The 20,295-nt window shown below is 65.3% G+C and carries 18 protein-coding genes and 1 tRNA gene; 11 read left to right on the top strand and 8 right to left on the bottom strand.

Annotated features, from left to right (window positions below):
- Positions 1-6: 6 nt before the first annotated feature.
- Both E5S69_RS10455 and E5S69_RS10450 read right to left on the bottom strand, forming a co-directional pair.
- Positions 7-2,193: an FUSC family protein gene (locus E5S69_RS10455; RefSeq protein ID WP_171514587.1), complete on the bottom strand. Its 2,187-nt coding sequence runs from the start codon at positions 2,191-2,193 to the stop codon at positions 7-9.
- Positions 2,194-2,201: 8 nt separating this feature from the next.
- Positions 2,202-2,588, bottom strand: coding sequence for a DoxX family protein (locus tag E5S69_RS10450; protein WP_171514586.1), 387 nt, complete (start codon positions 2,586-2,588; stop codon positions 2,202-2,204).
- A 376-nt stretch (positions 2,589-2,964) separates the two neighbouring features.
- Here E5S69_RS10450 and E5S69_RS10445 point away from each other — a divergent pair, with 376 nt between their 5' ends.
- From E5S69_RS10445 to E5S69_RS10430, 4 genes are all read left to right on the top strand, one after another.
- Entirely contained in the window at positions 2,965-3,819 is an 855-nt protein-coding gene (locus tag E5S69_RS10445) for a fumarylacetoacetate hydrolase family protein (RefSeq protein WP_171514585.1), read from the top strand.
- 47 nt (positions 3,820-3,866) lie between these two features.
- Positions 3,867-5,618: an FAD-dependent monooxygenase gene (locus E5S69_RS10440; protein ID WP_171514584.1), complete on the top strand. Its 1,752-nt coding sequence runs from the start codon at positions 3,867-3,869 to the stop codon at positions 5,616-5,618.
- 34 nt (positions 5,619-5,652) lie between these two features.
- Positions 5,653-6,588 carry a VOC family protein gene (locus tag E5S69_RS10435; protein WP_171514583.1) on the top strand — a complete coding sequence of 312 codons (936 nt, stop codon included), beginning with the start codon at positions 5,653-5,655 and terminating at the stop codon, positions 6,586-6,588.
- A gap of 133 nt (positions 6,589-6,721) precedes the next feature.
- Positions 6,722-7,618, top strand: coding sequence for a SphA family protein (locus E5S69_RS10430; protein ID WP_171514582.1), 897 nt, complete (start codon positions 6,722-6,724; stop codon positions 7,616-7,618).
- Positions 7,619-7,672: 54 nt separating this feature from the next.
- Here the strand turns inward: E5S69_RS10430 and E5S69_RS10425 are convergent, their stop codons facing one another.
- The 4 genes from E5S69_RS10425 to E5S69_RS10410 are packed head-to-tail and all read right to left on the bottom strand — an operon-like array spanning position 7,673 to position 10,592.
- The gene (locus E5S69_RS10425) at positions 7,673-8,452 is read right to left on the bottom strand and encodes a GntR family transcriptional regulator (RefSeq protein WP_423766620.1); all 780 of its coding nucleotides are present in this window, start codon (positions 8,450-8,452) and stop codon (positions 7,673-7,675) included.
- Positions 8,453-8,489: 37 nt separating this feature from the next.
- Complete coding sequence (locus tag E5S69_RS10420) at positions 8,490-8,753, bottom strand: hypothetical protein (protein WP_171514581.1); 264 nt, start codon at positions 8,751-8,753, stop codon at positions 8,490-8,492.
- Positions 8,746-9,609 (bottom strand): hypothetical protein, encoded by an 864-nt coding sequence (locus E5S69_RS32365; protein WP_236901269.1) that lies wholly within the window; start codon positions 9,607-9,609, stop codon positions 8,746-8,748. Before E5S69_RS32365 ends, E5S69_RS10420 begins: the two co-directional genes overlap by 8 nt.
- Positions 9,610-9,653: 44 nt before the next feature.
- Positions 9,654-10,592, bottom strand: a complete 939-nt coding sequence (locus tag E5S69_RS10410) for a LysR substrate-binding domain-containing protein (protein WP_171514580.1) — start codon at positions 10,590-10,592, stop codon at positions 9,654-9,656.
- Between the two features lie 116 nt (positions 10,593-10,708).
- On the opposite strand from E5S69_RS10410, the gene E5S69_RS10405 reads away from it, so the two are divergent.
- The 4 genes from E5S69_RS10405 (at position 10,709) to E5S69_RS10390 (ending at position 14,730) form a co-directional block, all read left to right on the top strand.
- Positions 10,709-11,500: an HpcH/HpaI aldolase family protein gene (locus E5S69_RS10405; protein WP_171514579.1), complete on the top strand. Its 792-nt coding sequence runs from the start codon at positions 10,709-10,711 to the stop codon at positions 11,498-11,500.
- A 136-nt stretch (positions 11,501-11,636) separates the two neighbouring features.
- Positions 11,637-12,929 (top strand): histidinol dehydrogenase, encoded by a 1,293-nt coding sequence (gene hisD, locus E5S69_RS10400; protein WP_171514578.1) that lies wholly within the window; start codon positions 11,637-11,639, stop codon positions 12,927-12,929.
- 8 nt (positions 12,930-12,937) lie between these two features.
- Positions 12,938-13,702, top strand: a complete 765-nt coding sequence (locus E5S69_RS10395; protein WP_171514577.1) for an SDR family NAD(P)-dependent oxidoreductase — start codon at positions 12,938-12,940, stop codon at positions 13,700-13,702.
- Between the two features lie 35 nt (positions 13,703-13,737).
- Positions 13,738-14,730, top strand: coding sequence for a Bug family tripartite tricarboxylate transporter substrate binding protein (locus E5S69_RS10390; protein WP_171514576.1), 993 nt, complete (start codon positions 13,738-13,740; stop codon positions 14,728-14,730).
- Between the two features lie 70 nt (positions 14,731-14,800).
- Here the strand turns inward: E5S69_RS10390 and panP are convergent, their stop codons facing one another.
- A complete protein-coding gene (gene panP / locus E5S69_RS10385; RefSeq protein WP_171514575.1) occupies positions 14,801-16,459 on the bottom strand; it encodes a pyridoxal-dependent aspartate 1-decarboxylase PanP in 1,659 nt (552 codons plus the stop codon).
- Between the two features lie 213 nt (positions 16,460-16,672).
- On the opposite strand from panP, the gene E5S69_RS10380 reads away from it, so the two are divergent.
- Positions 16,673-16,749 (top strand) — tRNA-Asp (locus E5S69_RS10380).
- 140 nt (positions 16,750-16,889) lie between these two features.
- Positions 16,890-18,824, top strand: a complete 1,935-nt coding sequence (locus E5S69_RS10375; protein WP_171514574.1) for a SurA N-terminal domain-containing protein — start codon at positions 16,890-16,892, stop codon at positions 18,822-18,824.
- 72 nt (positions 18,825-18,896) lie between these two features.
- Here E5S69_RS10375 and E5S69_RS10370 read toward each other — a convergent pair whose 3' ends face one another.
- Positions 18,897-19,595 (bottom strand): arylesterase, encoded by a 699-nt coding sequence (locus E5S69_RS10370; RefSeq protein ID WP_171514573.1) that lies wholly within the window; start codon positions 19,593-19,595, stop codon positions 18,897-18,899.
- On the opposite strand from E5S69_RS10370, the gene E5S69_RS10365 reads away from it, so the two are divergent.
- Entirely contained in the window at positions 19,594-20,292 is a 699-nt protein-coding gene (locus E5S69_RS10365; protein WP_171514572.1) for an ABC transporter ATP-binding protein, read from the top strand. The two genes, E5S69_RS10370 and E5S69_RS10365, sit on opposite strands and share 2 nt — an antisense overlap.
- Positions 20,293-20,295 lie beyond the last annotated feature (3 nt).

The following is a 20,295-nucleotide window of genomic DNA, read 5'->3' as shown; positions in this document are numbered from 1 at the left end:
GGGGCCTCAGGCAACCTCGACGGCCGCTTGCACGGGAGGACCTGAAAGCGGAAATGCGTCGTCGATCAGCGACAGCCGGATGACATGCAACTGCGCACGCACGCGGGCGGGCCCGGCGGTGAGAACACCGGAGTTGCCGCCGGACCCGTCCGCAGTCGAGGCGGTTTCACGGATGACTTGTTCGACCGTATTCAGCGCCCGCTCCCGCATCTGCAGTGACGGATTCTGGAACAGTGCCGAGACGGCCGCCAGCAACAGGTCTTGCTGCGCCTGCCACGGACCGGGCATGACGTGCCGCTCCACGGCTTCACGTATGTAGATGACGGCCAGGCCGATTTCCAGCGCGGCGAAGGACCAATTCAGCAAGGTTTCGCGGCTGGCGCTGCCGCTGGCCGGCCGCGTGCCGGCATACTGGACGAAGTCGCGGATGTTGCTCTCGAAGGTGAGGCGCAGTCCCGCCAGCGAGCCGTAGCAGACCCGCATGGCCACCATCGCGCGCAACTGGCGCAGGTATCGATCGGCCAGCCACGCGCTGCCGGTCGGCACGATGGTGGCAAACGCCAGCGAAGCCATGCCGATTCCCAGCAGCGTTGTGATGCCGCCATCCAGGTAGCCCACGGGATTGTAAAGCGCGGGGTTGGCCAGGTTCGTCAGAAAGCAGAAGTAGATGCCAAAGCCCAGGCCGACGATTGCGGTGGCCGGGAAGGTGCCGAGATAGCTGCCTGCCAGAATGACCGGCCCCAGGCCCACGGCCAGCAGCGGGAAGCCGTCCAGCCGAGGCAAGATGGCAAAGTTGAACACCATGCCGGCTATCCAGGCTGCCAGGCAGCCAATCAGCATATGCCTGGCAACGGTGGTGGGTTGCGGCATGACTGAGTAGAGGGCAATGGCGATGGTGGTGGAAATGAGGGCGGAGCCGCCATTGTTCCAGCCCGACGCGATCCACAGCCAAGAGCAGGCCAGGATGGCAATGGACGCCCGCCCGCCCGAGGCCAGCGCAAAGGCGCGGTTGGCCGAGTTCAACAGCTTTTCCGGGCGTTCATCGGTGACGGGCGCGGCGCGCGGGGGGCGCTGGGTGCGCAACGCCACATAGTTGCCGGTGAAGGCCAGCAGATCGGCCACGCCGTCGTCGAGCAGGATGGCGCCCGCGGCAAAGCGATCACGCGTGGCAGGGGTGGTATCGTCCAGGGCCGTCCGGGCGGACACGATTTGCGCGGGCAACGTGGCCCGCAGGGTTTTCAGGTCGCCGTGCAGCGCGCGTACCTGTGCCAGGCTGAGGCGGCCACCGGCCTCGGCAGCGGGCAGGATGGCAAGCAGGCGCTCGAACAGGTCGCGCAACGCGTCGCCGGCACGATGGTCCGCAACCTTTATCAACCGGGCCCGCAACTGGTGAATGCCGTGGAAGCGCGCAACGGCGTCCAGGAAATCGTGATTCAGGCGAATCATCAGGTCGTTGTTCGCGCGCATCTCCGGGTCTTCGAACACGGTGGCGCTGCGCAGGTTTTCTAGTTGGGCCCGCTCGCCGGTCAGGCGCAGATGGGCCAGCCACAGCGTATTGCCGGCTTGGCCGCCGTGCACGGCCTGCCGGATAAAGCTGATGAAGCTGGTGAGATGCTGTTGCCCGGCGCCAAGCAGTATGGCCGTAACGCGCTGCGGAAAGACAAGGCCGCTCACCAGGCCCGCGCACAGAATGCCCACCGATACCTCGCTCAGGCTGACGACCATGCTATCGAAGATGCCATAGGGATTGCTGATCGCAGGCACTGCCGCGATGCAGGTGGCATAACCCGACAATACAAAGCCGTAGGATTGGTAATTTCGGTAGTACGCTGCGCCCGCTACGCACAGCCCGATCCAGATCGACAGCGCGGCGAAGAACAGTACCCGCTCTTGCGGGAAGGCGTGGAACAGCATCAGGGCAGCCAGATTGCCAACCAGCATGCCCGCGGCACGGTAGAACCCACGCGCCAGCACCATGCCGCTATGCTGATGCATCATCAGGATCACCACCGAAACCATGGCGGTACGCGGCGACGACAGTTCCAGCCGCATGCTCAGCCACATGGCCATGAGCACCGCCAACGCGGTCTTGGCAGCATGGAGCCAGCGGCCGGCATCGGCTTGCCAGCAGGCGTGAGCGGCCCTGGCCAGGGTCGCGGGCTCCTCCCCAGGGCGAAGCGTTGGTGCATGCATCCCGGTGTTCAGGGATGGAACGCGAACGCTCCAGGCCCGGCGCCCATCAGCACCGCGAAACCCCCGATGATGCTGATGTGTTCCAGGAAGCCGGTGAACAGCAGCGTGCGCTGTGCATCCTTCTGGTTCCAGAAATCATAGAAGATCAACGCCGTGGCCAGCGTGAACAGCGCCAGCAGCAGCGATGCGATCGTCGTCTGGAAGCCCGCCATGATGGCCAGGCCGCAACTCAACTGGACCGCGATGGTTGCGGCCAGCGCGAGGCGCGGAAAAGGCAGGTTGCGCGCCTTGACCTCGTCGAGCCCGTGGCTGAAGAACAGCAGCTTGTTGGCGCCGCTGAGCACGAACATGAAAGCGATGAACAAGCGCCCAGCCAGAAGGTAGTAGTCAGTCATGCGAACTCCGCGATAGGGTCGGAATGCCCGCGTGCCGGACGCGGGCACGGCGAGCCAGTGCAGGATAGGCGAGGGCGCGGGTCCGGTGTGAGAGCTGAAAGCAAAACACGCTGTTCGGCATCAGAGAACAGCAACCAGGATGCGAAAGATTGCGCGGTGGCGGGCGTACGGCGCTTGCGGAAGGCACGCGTCACTGCCGCAAAGTTAGCGTGGAGAGGGAAGACTGGCGTGCGTCCACCTCAATGTCCACTTTTCTCGGGCTATTGGAAAATATATAGGGAAACCTAGAATATATATTTTTCACGTTTGGCATATGATTCGGCTCGTCACTCACTTTAGTGCTCAGCATGTGTGCCGGGCCTCAATGGACTAAGCCATGAAACTTGCAACCTTTATGCTTGACGGCCAGTGCCACGTCGGCGCCCTGACCGAGCGCGGCCTGGCCGTGCTTGACACGCCTGCTGGCAGGGATCTCGGGCACTTGCTGCGCCGTGGCGCGGATCTCGCGTCACTACAGGCTTTGCTGGCGCGCAGCACACGCCTCGTGGATCCGGCGCAGGTGACGTTCCTGCCACCGGCAGCCGAACCGCCGAAGATCATCTGCGTCGGCCTGAACTATGCTGACCACACCAAGGAAAGCCCGTATGAGCAGCCCGACTACCCCACGTTGTTCCTGCGTGTGGCCACCAGCCTCACGGCACATGATGCGGCGGTCGAGCGTCCGCTGATCAGTGACTCGCTGGACTTCGAAGGCGAAATGGTGGTCGTGCTGGGCAAGGGTGGCCGCCACATTCCCAAGGAGAAGGCACTTGAGTGCGTGTTTGGCTACGCGGTGGGCAATGAGATCTCGGTGCGCGAGTACCAGTTCAAGTCGCCGCAGTGGACGGTGGGCAAGAATTTCGACGGAACCGGCGCCTGGGGTCCGTATGTGGTGACCGCCGACGAGCTTCCCGCTGGCGGCAAGGGCCTGAAGATCGAAACGCGCCTGAATGGCCAGACGGTGCAGGCATCCAACACCGACGACATGATCTACGACGTCGCGACCGTCATTGCCACCGTCAGCGAGGCCATCACCTTGCAGCCGGGCGACATCATCTTCTCGGGTACGCCCGCCGGGGTCGGCTTCGGCCGCACGCCCAAGCTCTACATGCGCGAGGGCGACAAGGTGGAAGTCGAGATCGAGCGCATCGGCCTGCTGCGCAACACGATCCGCGACGAGGCGGGTGCCTGAGACGCCAGGCTGACAAAACCTCTGATCGGATCCAAGGAGACAACCTCATGCGCAAGATTGAAGTGCCGGTGTTCATTGCCGGCGCCGGCCCCACCGGCCTGACCGCGACCTGCCTGCTGGCGACGCAAGGCATCGAGACGCTGACCATTACCCGCTACCCGGGCACGGCCAATTCCCCGCGTGCCCACATCACCAACCAGCGCACCATGGAGGTCTTCCGTGACCTCGGCATCGAGCCGCGCGTGCTGCAGGCGGCCACGCCCAGCGAGTTGATGAGCAACAACATCTGGGCCACCAGCTTTGCCGGCACCGAGATCGCCCGGCTGCAGACCTGGGGCACCTTGCCCGAGCGGAAGGTGGATTACGAGCTGGCCAGCCCCTCCGGCATGTGCAATATCCCTCAGCACCTGATGGAGCCCATCCTGCTCGACGTGGCACGCGAGCGCGGCGGCAAGTTCCTGTTCAACACCGAGCTGATCTCGATGAAACAGGACGCGGAGCATGTGCATGCGATCTGCCGTGACCGTATCACCGGGGAAGAATTCGAGGTGGTGTCGCAGTACGCGATCGGTGCGGACGGCGACAACAGCGTCGTGGTCAGGGAGATCGGTTTCCCGACCGAAGGCCAGATGGGCCTCGGTGCCGCCGTCAATGTGTGGGTGGAAGCCGACCTCACCAAGTACGTCGCACACCGGCCCGGGGTCTTGTACTGGATGACCCAGCCCGGCAACAACTACTGGGTAGGCAGCGGCACCTGGATCAGCGTGCGGCCGTGGAACGAGTGGGTGCTGCTGTTCATGTACGACCCTGCGCAGGGCGAACCAGACCTGAGCGAGGCGGCGCTGCAAGAGCGCGCGCGCGCGACCATCGGCGACCCGGAGATTCCGATCCGGATCAAGGCGGCGTCGAAGTGGACCATCAACCAGGTGGTCGCAACGAACATGAACAAGGCCCGCGTGCTGATTGCCGGCAACGCCGCCCACCGCCACCCGCCAGCCAACGGCCTGGGCACCAACACCTGCGTGCAGGACACCTTCAACCTGGCCTGGAAGCTGGCCCTGGTGCTCCAGGGCAAGGCCGGTCCAGCGCTGCTCGACACCTACACGGCGGAGCGCCAGCCGGTTGGCGAGCAGGTGGTCAACCGCGCCATGAAATCCGTGCGCGACATGCTGCCAATCTCGGATGCACTGGGTTTTGCCCCGGGTCAGGACGAGGCCGCCGCCTGGGCCAACGTTCGTGAATTGTTCAGCGATACGCCGCATGGCCGCGAGCGGCGCCAGATTCTGCGCGACGCCGTCGACCTGCAGAACTACCAGTTCAACTGCCATGGCGTCGAGCTCGGGCAGATGTACACCTCGGCTGCCGTGGTCCAGGACGGCACGCTCAGGCCGACGCCCACGCGCGACCCGGAGCTTTACCACCAGCCGACCACGCATCCGGGCGCCAGCCTGCCGCACGCGTGGGTGCAGCGTGGACAGGAGCGCTTGTCGACACTGGACCTGGTCGGGCGAGGGCGGTTCACACTGATTACGGGAGTGGGCGGAGCGGCCTGGCGCGACGCTGCGATGCAGGTGTCGGCGGAAACCGGGGTGCCGGTCGACGTTGTCTCCATCGGCGGTCCTGACTGCGACGCGCAGGACGTCTATGGCCGCTGGCACAAGCTGTCGGAGATCTCGGATGCCGGTTGTGTACTGGTGCGTCCGGACCGGCACGTGGCATGGCGCCAGGTTGATGCAAGCCATCTGGATAGCCTCGGCGCCGTGCTACGCGGCATCCTGGCGTTGCCGGCCGCCGCCTGACGCCCCGCGTCAATCAAGGAGAGAGGAGACAACGATGTCCTGGAACCAAGCCGGCGAATCCCGCTACGGGGTGCATTCGGTCGATCATTTCACGCTCGAAGTGCCGTCGCTGAACGACGCGCGGCGCTTTTTCGAGACCTTTGGCCTCGATGTCAGCAGCGCTGGCCGCGGACTGGCGCTGAAGGCTTTCGGCAATCCGCATGTATGGTCGCGGGTGGAAGAAGGCCCGCGCAAATGCCTGGCGTACCTGAGCTTCAACTGCTGGGCCGACGAATACGAGGACCTGGTCGCGCAGATCCAGGCCCACGGCGCGCGGCCGGCGCCGGCAGGCAGCTGCGCTGATGGCAATGGATACTGGTTCCTTGACCCCGACGGCAACCTGCTCCAGGTCAAGGCCGGTCCGAAGACCACGCCCACCGCCGCCAGCCCGCAGTCGGGAACGGCGCGCCGCGCCGGCCAGCGCGCGGTGCTCAGCCGCGGCGAGAACACCGGCGTGCGGCCGCGCCGGCTATCGCACATCCTGCTGTTCAGTGCCGACATCAATCGCTCGATCGCCTTCTACCGCGATGCGCTGGGCCTGCGGCTGTCCGACCGCTCTCGCGATGTCGTGGCCTTCATGCACGGGCGGCATGGCTCGGATCACCACCTGGTGGCCTTCGCCGCGAGTTCGGCGAAGGGCTGGCATCACAGCGCGTGGGATGTCGACGGTGTCGACGAAGTCGGCAAGGGCGCCGAGCAGATGCGCAAGGCCGGCTATACGGAAGGCTGGGGCCTGGGCCGGCACGTATTGGGCTCGAACTACTTCTACTACGTGCGTGACCCGTGGGGCTCGTTTGCCGAGTACTCGGCGGATATTGATTTCGTGCCCACCGGTACGCCCTGGCCGGCGGGCGACTACGCCGTCGAAGACTCCCTGTACCTGTGGGGGCCGGACACCCCGGCCTACTTCATCCACAACTCCGAGGCCTGAACGTTCCTCGTTCCGTCGCCGATGCTGTCGGCAGGCAGCAGAGCGGCGCTCATCCCGAGTTTCAAGGCGTCGAGCCATGATGATTTTGAAACTCCCACGAGGCCAGATGCATACCTGAGCCCCAGCATCGAGCATGAAACCTTGCCTGAATCAGCCGCTTGCGGCCGCGAGCCTGGCGCTGTGCGCCATGACGTCGGCAAATGCCACCGAGGGCGGCGGTACCATCTATCCGGTTGGCACCGAGAACTACGTCTGCTGCGCGCTGCCGCCGCCGGGCCTCTATGGCATGGTGTTCGGCCAGCATTACTGGACCGACGAATTCAAGGACAACGCCGGCAACACCGTGCCGCTGCCAGGCTTCAGGGTGCGGGCAAGCGCGATCGCGCCGCGCTTTGTCTGGGTGACAAAAGCGCGGATCGCGGGCGCTTCGCTGGGCATGCACGCGATCCTGCCGCTGGTTACGCTGGATGTGAAAGTGCCCGGCGCCAGCCAGAGCAAAACCGGCATCGGCGACATGGTGTTCGGCCCGGTCCTGGGCTGGCACCACAGCGAGCGCCTGCATACGGTGCTGGCACTGGATATGTTCGCGCCCACGGGCAGCTACAACAAGACTGACCTGGCCAACATCGGCCGCAACTACTGGGCATTCCAGCCAATCTTCGGCATCAGCTACATCGACCCGGCCGGCCTGAACGCCGACGCCAAGATCATGTACACCTTCAATACCCGGAACAAGGACACCGACTACCGCTCCGGCCAGGAATGGATCGTCGACTACGCGCTCGGTTGGGGAATAGGCAACGGATGGGTACTTGGGGCCGGCGGTTATCTTTACCAGCAGACGACTGACGACAGACAGGGCGGTGCGACCGTGGCCAACAACAAGGGTCGCGCGTTCGCGATCGGACCATCTGTCAAGTACGACAGTGGCAAGGGCTGGTTCGTGACGCTCAAGTATCAGCAGGAACTCGGCGTGCGCAACCGGGCCGAGGGCCAGGCCCTCTGGCTCAAGGCCGTGCTTCCGCTTTGAGGCCGGGAGCGCGTCGTTACTCCCGTTGCGGCTGCGCCGTGGCCGCCATGCGGCTCAAATGGCAGCTTCTGCAGTCGCGCCGCGGCGCTTTCGCGTGGTGCCGGATTTCTGTTGCTGCAAATACTTCAGCACCAGGTCGGTGGTCTGCTGGAAATGTTCCGCCAGCAGCTTGCAGGCCTTGTTCGCATCCCGCGCCAGGATGGCACTGACTATGGCTTCGTGCTCGGCGGCCACGTCACGGGTGCGTTCCGCCTTGGGCACGGCCAGCGAAAGAAATCGGTAGCGTGCGGTCTGGTCGCGCAGCACCGTCGAGAAGCGACGCAACCAGGGCGAGCGGCAGCCGGCGATCAGCACCTCATGGAAGGACGTATGCGCGGCTTCCCATTCCGGGTTCAGCGCGCCCCCCTGTCCGCGGATGACCATCGGGATGCGCGTGAGGCGATGATGTGCGGCCACGACCTCTCCTTCCCAGGTAATGTCGGCGGACACGATCGCGTCGCGCAATGCGCTGGTCTCGATCTGCTGCCTGACCCGGGTGATATCCAGCAATTCCTCCGGCGACAGCTCAGCGACGCGAAATCCCTTCTGGTCGATGGCCAGCACAAAACCAGTCGTGCACAGCCGTGACAACGCCTCGCGCAACGGGATCACGCCGGCCTGGTAGTGCTCGGCAAGCTCCTTGAGGCGCAGCTTGCTGCCTGCGGGCAGCTTGCCGTTGATGATGTCTTCGCGGACCGTCTGCTCAAGGATCGATGCCCAGGTGCGTCCCCCCAGGTCTTGCGGCAGCACGGCAGCTTCGACCCTGTCGGTGGTCTTTGAAGGCTTGGTCGGCACGGATGAAATCTCGCGGAATGTTAGATGCGTTCAGTGATTATATATATTTTAGTTGACCATTCCCGCCGCCGATTCGGATTGCGCCTCCCCGCTCGCACAGGGTGAATGCGAGACAGTGCGTGATCTTGTGAGACCACCAAGATACTTCGGCCTGGCTCGCCGCCAGCAACAGATCGTCCAGTTCCGCTGGCATCCGGATGTTGGCGGCGTTCGTGCGCGCGCGAGCGGCATCGACGCTGCGCGCGGCGTCGTAGTTCGCGATGGCGGCCTGCTGGCGTGCGGTTGCGGTGGCTCTATTCAATCTCCATCACATCGACCACCTGCAAGTGACCCTGGTAGCGAACCTCCTGGCGCATGACGAAGCGCCGGGCGGGACAATACCAGTCGGTCATGTCGAGCACGGTGGGTTCCAGTTCGATATCCGTATCGACCAGCCGGAACCTGCCTGGGTCAACGAACTTGGTATAACGGATGGGCCAGCACAGCAGCGTGCCGGAAGCGAGCTGCAAGCGCTGCCGTGGCCCCACGATCCGCTCGGACAAAGTCAGGCGGACATTGGAGCCCACGAAATCCGAAACCTTGGTGCCGGTGCGGCGATCCACGATACGAAAGACGTAGCGCGATGAGAACGTCTCCGGGGGAAGGACCTGCCCTTCGACCAGCGCGGGCGGATAAAGCAGCAGTCCGTTGGAATTGGTGGTCATCTCCCCGACCAGCTCCGTGTACTGGCCCAGTGCCTGAACGCGGGCATTCAGGCTGCGCACGACCGGTTGCCCCGAGCGTTCGTCAATCACCAGCCGATGGCGCTGCACGGTCTCGACGGGTGGCCCCATCAGGCGCCGCAGCGCAGACTTGGAGTAGATATCGAGATCGAGCGAACAAAAATCGCGCTCGAGATCATTCACGTTGCGGAAGAAGGCAAGCGTGGTCATCGGCGTCAGTCCGTCCGCTTCAAAGCGGATCCGCCCGCCATCATGAATATACGGCGCATCGCAGATCTGGCCGGCGTGCACGTCATGACACGCGGTCCCGAGCAGGCCGCTCGCGGCGAACCCGGCCGCTGCCAGCGATTGCCGCAATGGGCTGAAACGGTGCGCGGCCCATGCCGGAACATTGTCGATGCGCTCGTCGGATGCGGGGGCTCGAGCCGATTTCATAGCGATTAGCGCGCAACCCGGGGGCAGCGCGGACGGGTCCTTAATCATGTCGGGTGGGCGAAGCAGCGCTCATCTACCTTATAACCCGCCGCGGTTTCCACCGCCTGCTCCACGAACGGCAGGGTCATCGGATTGCCGATTTCCTTATGGAAGGCCACCCATAGCTCGAGCGAGGGCACGTCCGGGTTCGCTAGCCGTCGATAGACCACGCCCTTTATCGGTTGCGCGGCGGCCGATGCGGGCACGAGGGACACCGCAATGCCCGCCGCCACCATCGACATCATGGCATGGTGGCGGGCACCATCGTGCATGCGGGACGGCACCACGTTATGCTCGGCGAGCCAGGTCAGCATCAGGTCGTGCGCGTATTGGCCATAGCGCCGTTCCGGCGTGGCCAGGCTGTGGCCATTGAGGTCGCGCACGGCGATCTTCCGCTTCGCCGCCAACGGATGCGCCGCCGGTACGGCAAGGACATAGGGTTCGGACATCAGGCGCCGCGCCTGCAGCCGGGGATCGGTGACAGGGGGGCGCAATATCGCAACGTCCAGTTCATTGCGCAGCAGCAGTTGCATCATCGCTTCCGAACTGTTCTCGCGCAAGGAGTACAGGCCGCCGGGTACCCGCGCCGAGAAGCGTCGCAGTATCTCGGGCACCAGTTCGATCGCAGAGATTGCCGTCAGGCCTATGCCGAGATGCTCTGCATTCTCGCCGCGGTCCGCCTGCGCCACCATTTGCCGTGCGCGATGTTCAATGTCGAACAACTTCTCGGCTTCCACGCGCAACACCTGGCCCGCGGCAGTGAGCCGTACGCTGCGCTTGCTACGCTCGAACAGTTGCGCCCCGATCTGGGCCTCGAGCTGCTTGATCTGGAGGCTCAGCGGCGGCTGGGTCATGTTGAGCCGTCGCGCGGCACGCGTGAAATTCAGTTCCTCGGCCAGCACCAGGAAGGAAGTCAGCACACGTAGTTCGAGCGGGTTGTACATATACAGGCGCTGTATAAATCAGATACATAACTAATATTGGAAATATAACTCGCGCGAAAGCAGAATGTCTTCACCGGAGTTACCGCCGTTACGCAAAGACAACGAAAGTGCGAGACATGACTATCCAACACCCGATCGACGACCGTCTGCCGGCGCTGTTGCGCAGCGGCAAGACCCTGCGCGGCATCTTCACGGCCTTGCCCAGTCCGGCCATCGTGGAGATGTGCGCCTATGCGGGCTTTACCTTCGCCATCCTCGACAACGAGCACGGCGCGGCAGACTTCGAAACCACCGAGCACATGCTTCGGGCGGCGCGCGCAAGCGGGATTATTCCCGTCGTGCGTTGCTTTCTCGAGGATGTGCCGCGCGTGCTCGACATGGGCGCCAGCGGCGTTCAGGTGCCGATGATCGAGACCGCTGATGCTGCCCGCGAGCTGGTGCAGCGCGTGAGATATCCGTCTGTAGGACGCCGCGGCAGCGCCTTCAGTGGCCGTGCCGCTGGCTATGGCGCCTTTCCCGGCGCTGCGCATACGGCGCGCAGCAACGAAGGCGTGGCGCTGATCGCGATGATTGAAACCCCCGAGGGTGTAGCCAACGCGGCGGAAATCGCCTCCGTGGACGGCATCGACGCCGTCTTTGTCGGCCCGAATGACCTGGCGCACGCAATGGGCTATGGCAACGACTGGAAGGCGCCAGCCGTGGCGGCGGCCATCGAGCAGGCATTGCGGGCGATCCATGGGCAGGGCAAGTGTGCGGGGATTATCGCGCTGAGTCCCGACGACGAGCTGCGCTACGGCGAGTTTGGCGCGCGGTATTTCGCAACGGTCGCCACCAGCGTGATCACGCAGGCATTGCGGCAGGCGGCGCAGCCGGGGCACGACGCCCAGGCGGCGGCCTTGCGCTACTAGACCCGCACCAGCTCGGCCGGTCCAGAGGCAGCGGCCGATGACACACGATCCCAGACCAGACAGGACCGCGGCACGCGGCGGGACGCTTTTCGACCCGGCATCGTGCACGCGTATCGAACTCCAGAAGAGGACTCGCATGGCACAGCATTTGAAGACATCAAAGCCGCAGGAAGTGAAGGCGGAAATCCAGGCCCAGGTGCGCGACACCGTGGCCGGCATCCTGGCGCAGATCGCGGAACGTGGCGACGCCGCCGTTCGCGAGTACTCCGCGCAATTCGACAAGTGGCAGCCAGAAAGCTTCCGCCTGTCCCAAGCCGAGATCGAAGCCTGCGTGGCGTCGTTGTCGCCGGCAGTGCTTTCCGATATCCGCTTTGCCCAGGACCAGGTCCGCCGCTTCGCGCAGATCCAGAAGGATTCGATGCGCGATGTCGAGGTCGAGACGCTGCCCGGCGTGGTGTTGGGCCATAAGAACCTCCCGGTCAACAGCGTTGGCTGCTACATCCCGGGCGGCAAGTATCCGCTGGTGGCGTCGGCCCACATGAGCGTGCTCACGGCAAAAGTGGCGGGAGTCAAGCGCGTGATTGCCGCGGCGCCCCCGTTCGACGGCAAGCCCTCGCCGGCGATCGTTGCCGCCATGCACCTTGCCGGCGCTGACGAGATCTACTGCATGGGCGGGGTGCAGGCCATCGCCGCCATGGCGCTGGGCACGGAGCATATCGCGCCTGTCGACATGATTGTCGGCCCCGGCAATGCGTATGTGGCCGAAGCCAAGCGCCAGCTCTTCGGCCGTGTAGGCATCGACCTGCTGGCCGGCCCGACCGAGACGCTGATCATCGCCGACGACACTTGCGACGCCGAACTGGCGGTGGCCGACCTGCTGGGCCAGGCCGAGCACGGCCCGAACTCGCCGGCCATCCTGCTGACGAATTCGCGAGCGCTGGCCGAGGCGGTTCCGGCGGAGATCGAGCGGCAACTGGCGGTCCTGCCGACAGCGCCGATCGCACGCGTGGCCTGGGAAGAATATGGCGAGATCATCCTGTGCGATTCGTACGAGGAGATGGTTGCCGAAGCGGACCGCATTGCGTCCGAGCATGTACAGGTCATGACGCGCGATCCGGACTATTTCCTGGCGAACATGACGAACTACGGCGCACTCTTTCTAGGCGCGCGCACCAACGTGTCCTATGGCGACAAGGTCATCGGCACCAACCACACGCTGCCAACCACCCGGGCGGCGCGCTACACCGGCGGGCTGTGGGTGGGCAAGTTCATCAAGACCTGCACCTACCAGCGCGTGACCACGGACGAGGCCTCGGCGATGATCGGCGAATACTGCTCACGGCTGTGCGCGCTGGAAGGCTTTGCCGGCCACAAGGAACAAGCCGATATCCGTGTGCGCCGCTATGGCAAGACACGCCAGGCAGCATGAGCGCGGGCATGCGTGGCCAACTCGATTTCAGCGGCAAAGTGGTGCTGATCACGGGCGCCACCGGAGGCCTCGGGACGGCCATTTGCCGCGCGTTCGCCTCGGCAGGCGCGTCGATGGTGGTGGGGTACAACCGCGCCAGCGAAACAGCCGGCGCCCTTGCCGATAGTCTCCAGGCTGCTGCGCAAGGGCGTCACGTCGCCGTGGCGTTGCCGGTGACGGAAAGCGACGCACTCCGGCGCGCGGCAGCTGTCGTGACCGAAGCGTTCGGGCGCGTGGATGTCCTGGTCAACTGCGCCGGCACTACTCGCTACGTGCCGCACCATGACCTCGATGCGCTCGACGACGAACTGATCGACACGATCCTTGCCACCAATGTGCGCGGTCCCATCGCCATGGTCCGGGCATTCCGGCCGCTGCTGGAGGCGGCGGAAGACGCCGTCGTTGTCAATATTTCGTCGGTCGCGGCGCGCACCGCGACCGGCAGCAATATCGCCTATTGCGCATCGAAGGCGGCGTTGGACAATCTGACGGCTTCGCTGGCGCGTGCGTTGGCGCCGCACATTCGCGTGGTTTCTGTATCGCCTGGCCTGGTCGACACCGATTTCGTGGGCGCGATGGACCCGGCGTGGCGGGACGCGCAGGCGAGGCTTACGCCGCTTGGGCGACTGGCGCATCCGGACGAGGTCGCCACCACGGTGCTGGCGGTGGCCGGCGCGATGCAATTTACAACCGGCGTGGCGATCCCCGTTGACGGCGGCCGACCGCTCTATTGAAGCGGCACCTCTTTCACAATAACTGGAGACAAAACATGAATCCCGTATTTCGCCGTGCGTTGCAGGCCGCCCTGACGATTGCGGCGTTGTCGCCGTTCGTCATGGCTGCGCCGGGTGCAAGGGCCGATTCCTGGCCTGGCAAGCCCATCAAGTACGTGGTGCCATTCTCGCCTGGCGGCGTATCGGATGCCACCGCCCGCATTGTGGCCGAAGGCCTCTCGCAAAGGTTGGGGCAGCCGGTCGTCATCGAGAACAAGCCCGGAGTATCCGGCATCCTGGGAACGCAGTTCGTTGCGCGTGCCGATCCCGACGGGTACACCATCATGGGCGGCACCATCACCACCCACGCCGTCAATCCGTTCTTCTACAAGAAGCTTGGCTACGACCCGGTCAAGGACTTCGTGGCCGTCAACTTGATCGGCACGGTGAGCAACGTGCTGGTGGTGTCCAACAGCAGCCAGTACAAGTCGGTGGATCAGATCGTCGCCGCGCTGAAGGCCAAGCCAGGCTCCCTGACGTTCGGCACGGCGGGGCCAGGCAGTTCGCAACAATTGTCCGGCCAGTTGTTCCAGAGCATCACCGGCACGCAGTTGCAGCAGATTTCCTATAAGGGTGGCGCGGCGGCGATGACGGACCTGATCGGGGGGCAGATCGACCTGGTGTTCGAAACCGTGGCGGCCGCCAAGCCGATGCTCGACGGCAAGCGCGTGCGTGCCATCGGCGTGACGGCTACGCATGAACTCTCGAGCCTGCCGGGAGTTAAGCCGCTGGCTGACCAGGGCCTGAAGGGCTTCGAGATGCAGTCATGGCAGGGGGTTTTTGCGCCCGCGGGCACACCAAAGCCGATCGTAGATCGGCTTGCCCGCGAGATTGCCGCGGTGGTTGCCACGCCAACTGTCCAGCACCGCCTGCGTACGCTCGGGGTCGAGCCGGAAGGCAAGCAGTCGGCAGCCTTCACAGCGTTCCAGCGGTCCGAGGTGTCGAAATGGGGCAAGATCATCCAGGGAGCCGGAGTGGTGCCGGAATGAGCGGGGCATGCCGGTGGTGTACCGCAAGCGACACGCCGCCAAAGGCGGGCGGGCCGGAGACCGTCAGGCCTTACGCGGCATCCGGTGCCTCCACCAGCGCCATTAGCGGCGCCATGCACGGGCTGGCCGCGGCCAGTGCGCGGTGTTCGTCCAGGATGGACTGGAGGATTGCCGGCGTCGTATCCGGGTTGGCCAGCACCACGCGGAAAACGGCGATCGGGCGCCCACCCCACTGAGCTGATACCAACTGCGTGCGCGAAATGAACGAGCGGCCGGCATCGCGCTGCATTTCCTGGATGCTGATGGTCAGCGCATCGAGCGCTTCGAGGATCTTCTCGCGCCTGTCTGCTGCAGCCGTGGCCAACGTGGCACGGACGGTCTCCGGCACATGCCGATAGGTCAGGATGCAGAGCTGCGGGTCGCTGTCGAGCTCGAAATCCGGCTGTTGCGCAATCAGCGAGGCAAAGTAGCGGGCGTTATCGATGCTGCGCTCGATCAACTGCGCCAGCCCCTTGCGCCCGAGCAAGTGCAGGTTGGCGTAGAGCATGACCGCCGCCGCGCCGCGCGATCCTTCAAGCGTATGGCGCCCCAGGTCCACGGAGCCCTTGCGCACGATGTAGTTTGCATGCTGGATGATTTCCTGCGTCCACGCCGGGCTGCGGAACAGCACCATGCCCGCGCCCATCGGCACGTAGAACTGCTTGTGCGCGTCGATGACGACGGAATCGGCCCGCTCGATGCCCGCGAAGCGCCAGCGCTCGCGCTCGGACAGCAGCGTTGCGCCGCCCCAGGCGGCATCCACGTGGAAATGGCAGCCGGCCTCTTGCGCAACATCCGCCATCGCGTCGAGCGGATCGACCGCGCCGGTCTCGGTCGTCCCCGCAATGCCGACGATCGCCATTGGCCGGATGTTGCGCTGCTGCAGTTCACGCAGGGTGTCGCGCAGCAGGTCGATGCGCATGCGACCGTCTGCATCGACCCCGACCGGCACCAGGTTGTCGCGCCCGATGCCAAGGACATCCGCGGCCTTGCGCAGCGAGTAGTGTCCGCGCTCCGAGACCACGATCGCGAGACCGTCATGGCCGTAATGGCGCAGCGCCGCCGCCAGTCCGGCGCGATGGATGCCGGCGAAGCCGTCACGCGCGCCCAGCAGCTGGTTGCGGCTGGCCCAGAGCGCGGTGAGGTTGGCGACCGTGCCGCCCGAACAGAACGCGCCGAGCGCGTGGTCGGCGTCGTGCAGCCATTTCGCATAGAACGCGCGGTCCCCGGCAAAGACCAGCTTGTGCAGCATGCCGATGACCTGTCGCTCCAGTCCCGTCAGCGCGCCGGAGGTTTCCAGCTTGACGACGTTCTGGTTCAGCGCCGTGACCACCTTGGCCAGCGAAGGCATGAACGATGGCAGCGACGACGTCATGTGCCCGACGAACGTCGGCGAGGCCACCGGCATCACGTGCCGGAATACGTCGTTGAGCAGATGATCGGCATGCGCCTGCGGCGACGTTGGCGTCTCGGGCAGCTCGACCGACGCGAAGTGCTCTTCCCGCGTGGCGCAGGCGCCGGCCGGATCAAAATGCTCGCCCGCGAAGAAATCAGCCGGGTGCTCGGCGATCAAGCGCTCGAGCGATTCGAATGGGCCGAGATCCGCGTCGAACCAGCGCAAGGGGCAGTCGTCGCCGCCGGTCGTGGTTGGTGAGGTCTCCTGGGGGGAGATGTCCGCCTTGATTTGCATCGCCAGATTCAATCCAGTACCGCCATGGTGTTCCGGGATTATGCCGGATCCGACGGATGCCGAGGGCGGATAGCCGGCACCTGGCGCGCCAGGCGCGGCGCCATGCAGATCCGGCTTCACGCTTTCCGGTCTTGCACGGGTGCGTGACTATGCGCTATAGTTCGGCCTCGCTGCAGCAACCGGCATAGCCCGTTTGCGGCAAGCACCGACACAGGAGTGGTAGTTCAGTCGGTTAGAATACCGGCCTGTCACGCCGGGGGTCGCGGGTTCGAGTCCCGTCCACTCCGCCAGTATCAAAAAATGCCCGCGCCAGCGGGCATTTTTTATTGGCGCCCCGAAGTTTCGCTCTCTGCACAAACGGTGCCTGCCCACCGGCTCCTGCTAGAATCGCGGAGTTTGTCTTTCGTGCCCATCCACTACCCGAATCCGCATGCTTGATTTCGTACGCAACAACCGGCGCCTGATGCTCTTGCTGCTGCTGGTGCTTGTTTTCCCGTCGTTCGTGTTCTTCGGCGTGGAAAGCTATTCGCGCTTCATGGACAGCTCGCACGATGCGGCCAAGGTCGACGGCCGGGCCATCAGCGTGCAGGAGGTCGACAACGTGGTGCGCGACCAGAGCGAGCGCGCGCGCCAGATCCTGGGCGCCAACTATGACCCGCGCCAGTTCGAGGGGCCGGAGGCGCGCAAGGCGGTGCTCGAGCAACTGGTCCAGCAGCGCGTGATGGCCAATGCGGTGGCCAATGAGCACCTGACGGTGTCGGACGCCAAGCTGCTCGAAGAGATCAGCAACCTGCCGGCGATCGCGCAACTGCCGCGCGGCAAGGACGGCAAGATCGACGACAAGGCTTACCTGCAGCTGCTGCAGTCGCAGGGCATGACGCCCGAGCAGTTCGATGCGCGCATGCGCTTCGAACTGGCCACGCAGCAGCTGGGCGCGTCGATTGCTGCGACGGCGTTCGTGCCGAAATCGCTGATCGAGCGCCTGATGGCGGTGCGCGACCAGCAGCGCGAGGTGCAGGCGCTGCTGTTCAAGCCGGCTGGCTACACCGCCAAGGTCCAGCCCGATGCCACCGCGCTGAAGGCCTACTACGACAGCCACCAGCAGGCCTTCTCGGTGCCGGAGCAGGCCCAGGTGGAATACCTGGTGCTGTCCGGCGAGGCCCTGGCCGCGTCGCAGGCGGTGACGCCGGAAGAGCTGAAGTCGTACTACGAAAGCAATCTCGCGCGCTTCCGCGTCGACGAGCAGCGCCGCGCCAGCCATATCCTCATCAGCGCGCCGAAGGAGGCGCCGGCCGCCCAGCGCCAGGCCGCCAAGGACAAGGCCACCAGGCTGCTGGAAGACCTGCGCAAGCATCCGGAAACCTTTGCCGACGTGGCGCGCAAGAACTCGCAGGATCCCGGCTCGGCCGAGAAGGGCGGCGACCTTGGCTTCATGGGCCGCGGCGCGCTGGTCAAGCCGTTCGAGGACGCCATGTACGCGCTCAAGGAAGGCCAGATCAGCGACGTCGTCGAGACCGACTTCGGTTATCACATCATCAAGCTGACCGGCACCAAGCCCGCGGAAACCAGGCCGCTGGACGCCGTGCGCACTGAGCTGGAAGCCGAGCTGCGCAAGCAGTTCGCCGACAAGAAGTTTGCCGAGCAGGCCGATGCGTTCGGCAACACCGTCTACGAGCAGGCCGACAGCCTCAAGCCTGCCGCCGACAAGTTCAAGCTGACCATCCAGACCGCTGACAATGTCACGCGCCAGCCGAATCCGGCGCTGGGCGCACAGAGCCCGCTGAACAACGAGAAGCTGCTCAAGGCGCTGTTCAGCGACGACGCCATCAAGAACAAGCGCAACACCGAAGCCGTGCAGGTCGCCCCGAACACGCTGGTGGCCGCGCGCATTGTCGCGTACCGCCCGGCGACCGTGCGCAAGTTCGAAGAGGTGGAAGCCAAGGTGCGCGAAGGCTATATCGCGCAGCAGGCGGCGGAACTGGCGCGCAAGGACGGCGAAGCGCGGCTGGCCAAGCTGAAGCAGGCCGACAGTGCTGAAGGCTTTGGCCCGGCGCAGACCGTATCGCGAACCAAGGCCGAGGGCATGGCGCCGCAGGCCGTGGAAGCGGTGATGCGCGCCGATGCCGCCAAGCTGCCGGCGGTGGTGGGCGTCGACCTGGGCGCGCAGGGCTATGCGGTCTATCGCATCACCAAGGTCAGCCAGCCGGCACAGGCCAATCCGGCGCAGCGCCAGGCCGAGGCGCAGCAGCTGGCGCAGCTGGCCGGCCAGACCGACCTGCAGGCCTTCTATGAAAGCCTGAAGGCCCGTTCCAAGGTCAAGATGCTGGCGCCGGCGGGCGCGACGCAGGGGCAAGGCGCCGAGTGATATCCGCCCGCGCCGCGCCGCCGGCGACGCTGGAGAAAAAACCCCTGCCACGCGGCAGGGGTTTTTTTATGGTCACTTCGCGGTGCCGCGCTTGAGCAGTGGCTTGAGCTGCGGCCACACCGTATCGAGCAAGGCCGGCTGTGCCGCGGCGGTGGGATGAATGCGGTCGGGCTGGAACCAGTCTTGCCGCGCGATCACCTGATCGAGGAAGAAGGGCACCAGCCGCACCTTGTATTCGCCCGCCAGCCTGGGGTACAGCGAGACGAACTTCTCGGTGTAGTCTTGCCCGTAGTTGGGCGGGATGCGCATGCCGATCAGCAAGACGCTTGCGCCGGCCTTCTGTGCCGTGGTGACCAGGTTGCGCAGGTTGGCTTCGGTGGTCTGCAGCGGCAAGCCGCGCAGCGCGTCGTTGGCACCGAGCTCGATCACCACGATGGCGGGCCGGTGCCGCGACAGCAGGTCGGGCAGGCGGGTCTTGCCGCCGATGGTGGTCTCACCGCTGATGCTGGCATTGACAACGCTATAATCGAAGCGCTCCTGCCGCAGCCGGTCCTGCAGCAGCGTGACCCAGCCCGCGCCGCGCGCGATGCCGTATTCGGCCGACAGGCTGTCGCCCAGCACCAGCAGCGCGGGGGCGGCGGCACTGGCGGGCGCGGTGGCACGGGTCGCACTCCTTGCCGGGGTCTGGGCCTGCCCCGCGGTCGAAATCGCCAGCGCCATGCCGGCTGCCAGCAGCAGCCTGCGCCTTTTCCCTCGGATGCCTATATCCATGTCTTCTTCCATTCTTGCAGTCGAATCCCTCGGAAAGACCGTGGCCGACACGACCGGTTCGCTGACGATTTTGCACGACGTGACCTTTTCCGTCACGCCGGGCGAAACGCTCGCCATTGTGGGGGCGTCCGGGTCGGGCAAGTCGACACTGCTGGGGCTGCTGGCCGGGCTGGACCTGCCCAGCACCGGCACGGTGCGGCTGCACGGGCAGGACCTGTTCGTGCTGGACGAGGACCAGCGCGCCGCGGTGCGCGGCCGCCATGTCGGCTTCGTGTTCCAGTCGTTCCAGCTGGTGGGCCACCTGACCGCGCTGGAGAACGTGATGCTGCCGCTGGAGCTGCGCGGCGAAACCGCGCAGGTGCGCGAGCGCGCCGTCGACATGCTGCAGCGCGTGGGCCTGGGCGCGCGCCTGGGCCACTACCCGCGCACGCTGTCGGGAGGCGAGCAGCAGCGCGTGGCGCTGGCGCGGGCCTTCGTGGCGCGCCCGGACATCCTGTTTGCCGACGAACCGACCGGCAGCCTCGATACCGCCACCGGTGAAGCGGTGATCGCCCTGATGTTCGAGCTTAACCGCGACGCGGGCTCGACGCTGGTACTGGTCACCCACGATCGCTCGGTGGCGTCGCGCTGCGGGCGCGTGCTGACCATCGACGCCGGCCGCGTCGCCAGCGATGAATGGATCGGCGCCGAGGTCTAGCGG

Source organism: Cupriavidus necator (assembly GCF_013141915.1).
Taxonomy (GTDB): domain Bacteria; phylum Pseudomonadota; class Gammaproteobacteria; order Burkholderiales; family Burkholderiaceae; genus Cupriavidus; species Cupriavidus necator_B.
Note: the sequence above shows the minus strand (reverse complement) of the source record. Positions and strands in the feature narration are given on the sequence as shown.

Excerpts from the sequence above, each read along its gene's own strand:
- hisD (WP_171514578.1), top strand. The coding sequence starts at position 11,637 with ATGGCACAGCATTTGAAGACATCAAAGCCGCAGGAAGTGAAGGCGGAA.
- E5S69_RS10430 (WP_171514582.1), top strand. The coding sequence starts at position 6,722 with ATGAAACCTTGCCTGAATCAGCCGCTTGCGGCCGCGAGCCTGGCGCTG.
- panP (WP_171514575.1), bottom strand. The coding sequence starts at position 16,459 with ATGCAAATCAAGGCGGACATCTCCCCCCAGGAGACCTCACCAACCACG.
- E5S69_RS10445 (WP_171514585.1), top strand. The coding sequence starts at position 2,965 with ATGAAACTTGCAACCTTTATGCTTGACGGCCAGTGCCACGTCGGCGCC.
- E5S69_RS10410 (WP_171514580.1), bottom strand. The coding sequence starts at position 10,592 with ATGTACAACCCGCTCGAACTACGTGTGCTGACTTCCTTCCTGGTGCTG.
- E5S69_RS10450 (WP_171514586.1), bottom strand. The coding sequence starts at position 2,588 with ATGACTGACTACTACCTTCTGGCTGGGCGCTTGTTCATCGCTTTCATG.
- E5S69_RS10435 (WP_171514583.1), top strand. The coding sequence starts at position 5,653 with ATGTCCTGGAACCAAGCCGGCGAATCCCGCTACGGGGTGCATTCGGTC.
- E5S69_RS10395 (WP_171514577.1), top strand. The coding sequence starts at position 12,938 with ATGCGTGGCCAACTCGATTTCAGCGGCAAAGTGGTGCTGATCACGGGC.
- E5S69_RS10440 (WP_171514584.1), top strand. The coding sequence starts at position 3,867 with ATGCGCAAGATTGAAGTGCCGGTGTTCATTGCCGGCGCCGGCCCCACC.
- E5S69_RS10370 (WP_171514573.1), bottom strand. The coding sequence starts at position 19,595 with ATGGATATAGGCATCCGAGGGAAAAGGCGCAGGCTGCTGCTGGCAGCC.
- E5S69_RS32365 (WP_236901269.1), bottom strand. The coding sequence starts at position 9,609 with ATGAAATCGGCTCGAGCCCCCGCATCCGACGAGCGCATCGACAATGTT.
- E5S69_RS10455 (WP_171514587.1), bottom strand. The coding sequence starts at position 2,193 with ATGCATGCACCAACGCTTCGCCCTGGGGAGGAGCCCGCGACCCTGGCC.
- E5S69_RS10405 (WP_171514579.1), top strand. The coding sequence starts at position 10,709 with ATGACTATCCAACACCCGATCGACGACCGTCTGCCGGCGCTGTTGCGC.
- E5S69_RS10390 (WP_171514576.1), top strand. The coding sequence starts at position 13,738 with ATGAATCCCGTATTTCGCCGTGCGTTGCAGGCCGCCCTGACGATTGCG.
- E5S69_RS10375 (WP_171514574.1), top strand. The coding sequence starts at position 16,890 with ATGCTTGATTTCGTACGCAACAACCGGCGCCTGATGCTCTTGCTGCTG.
- E5S69_RS10365 (WP_171514572.1), top strand. The coding sequence starts at position 19,594 with ATGTCTTCTTCCATTCTTGCAGTCGAATCCCTCGGAAAGACCGTGGCC.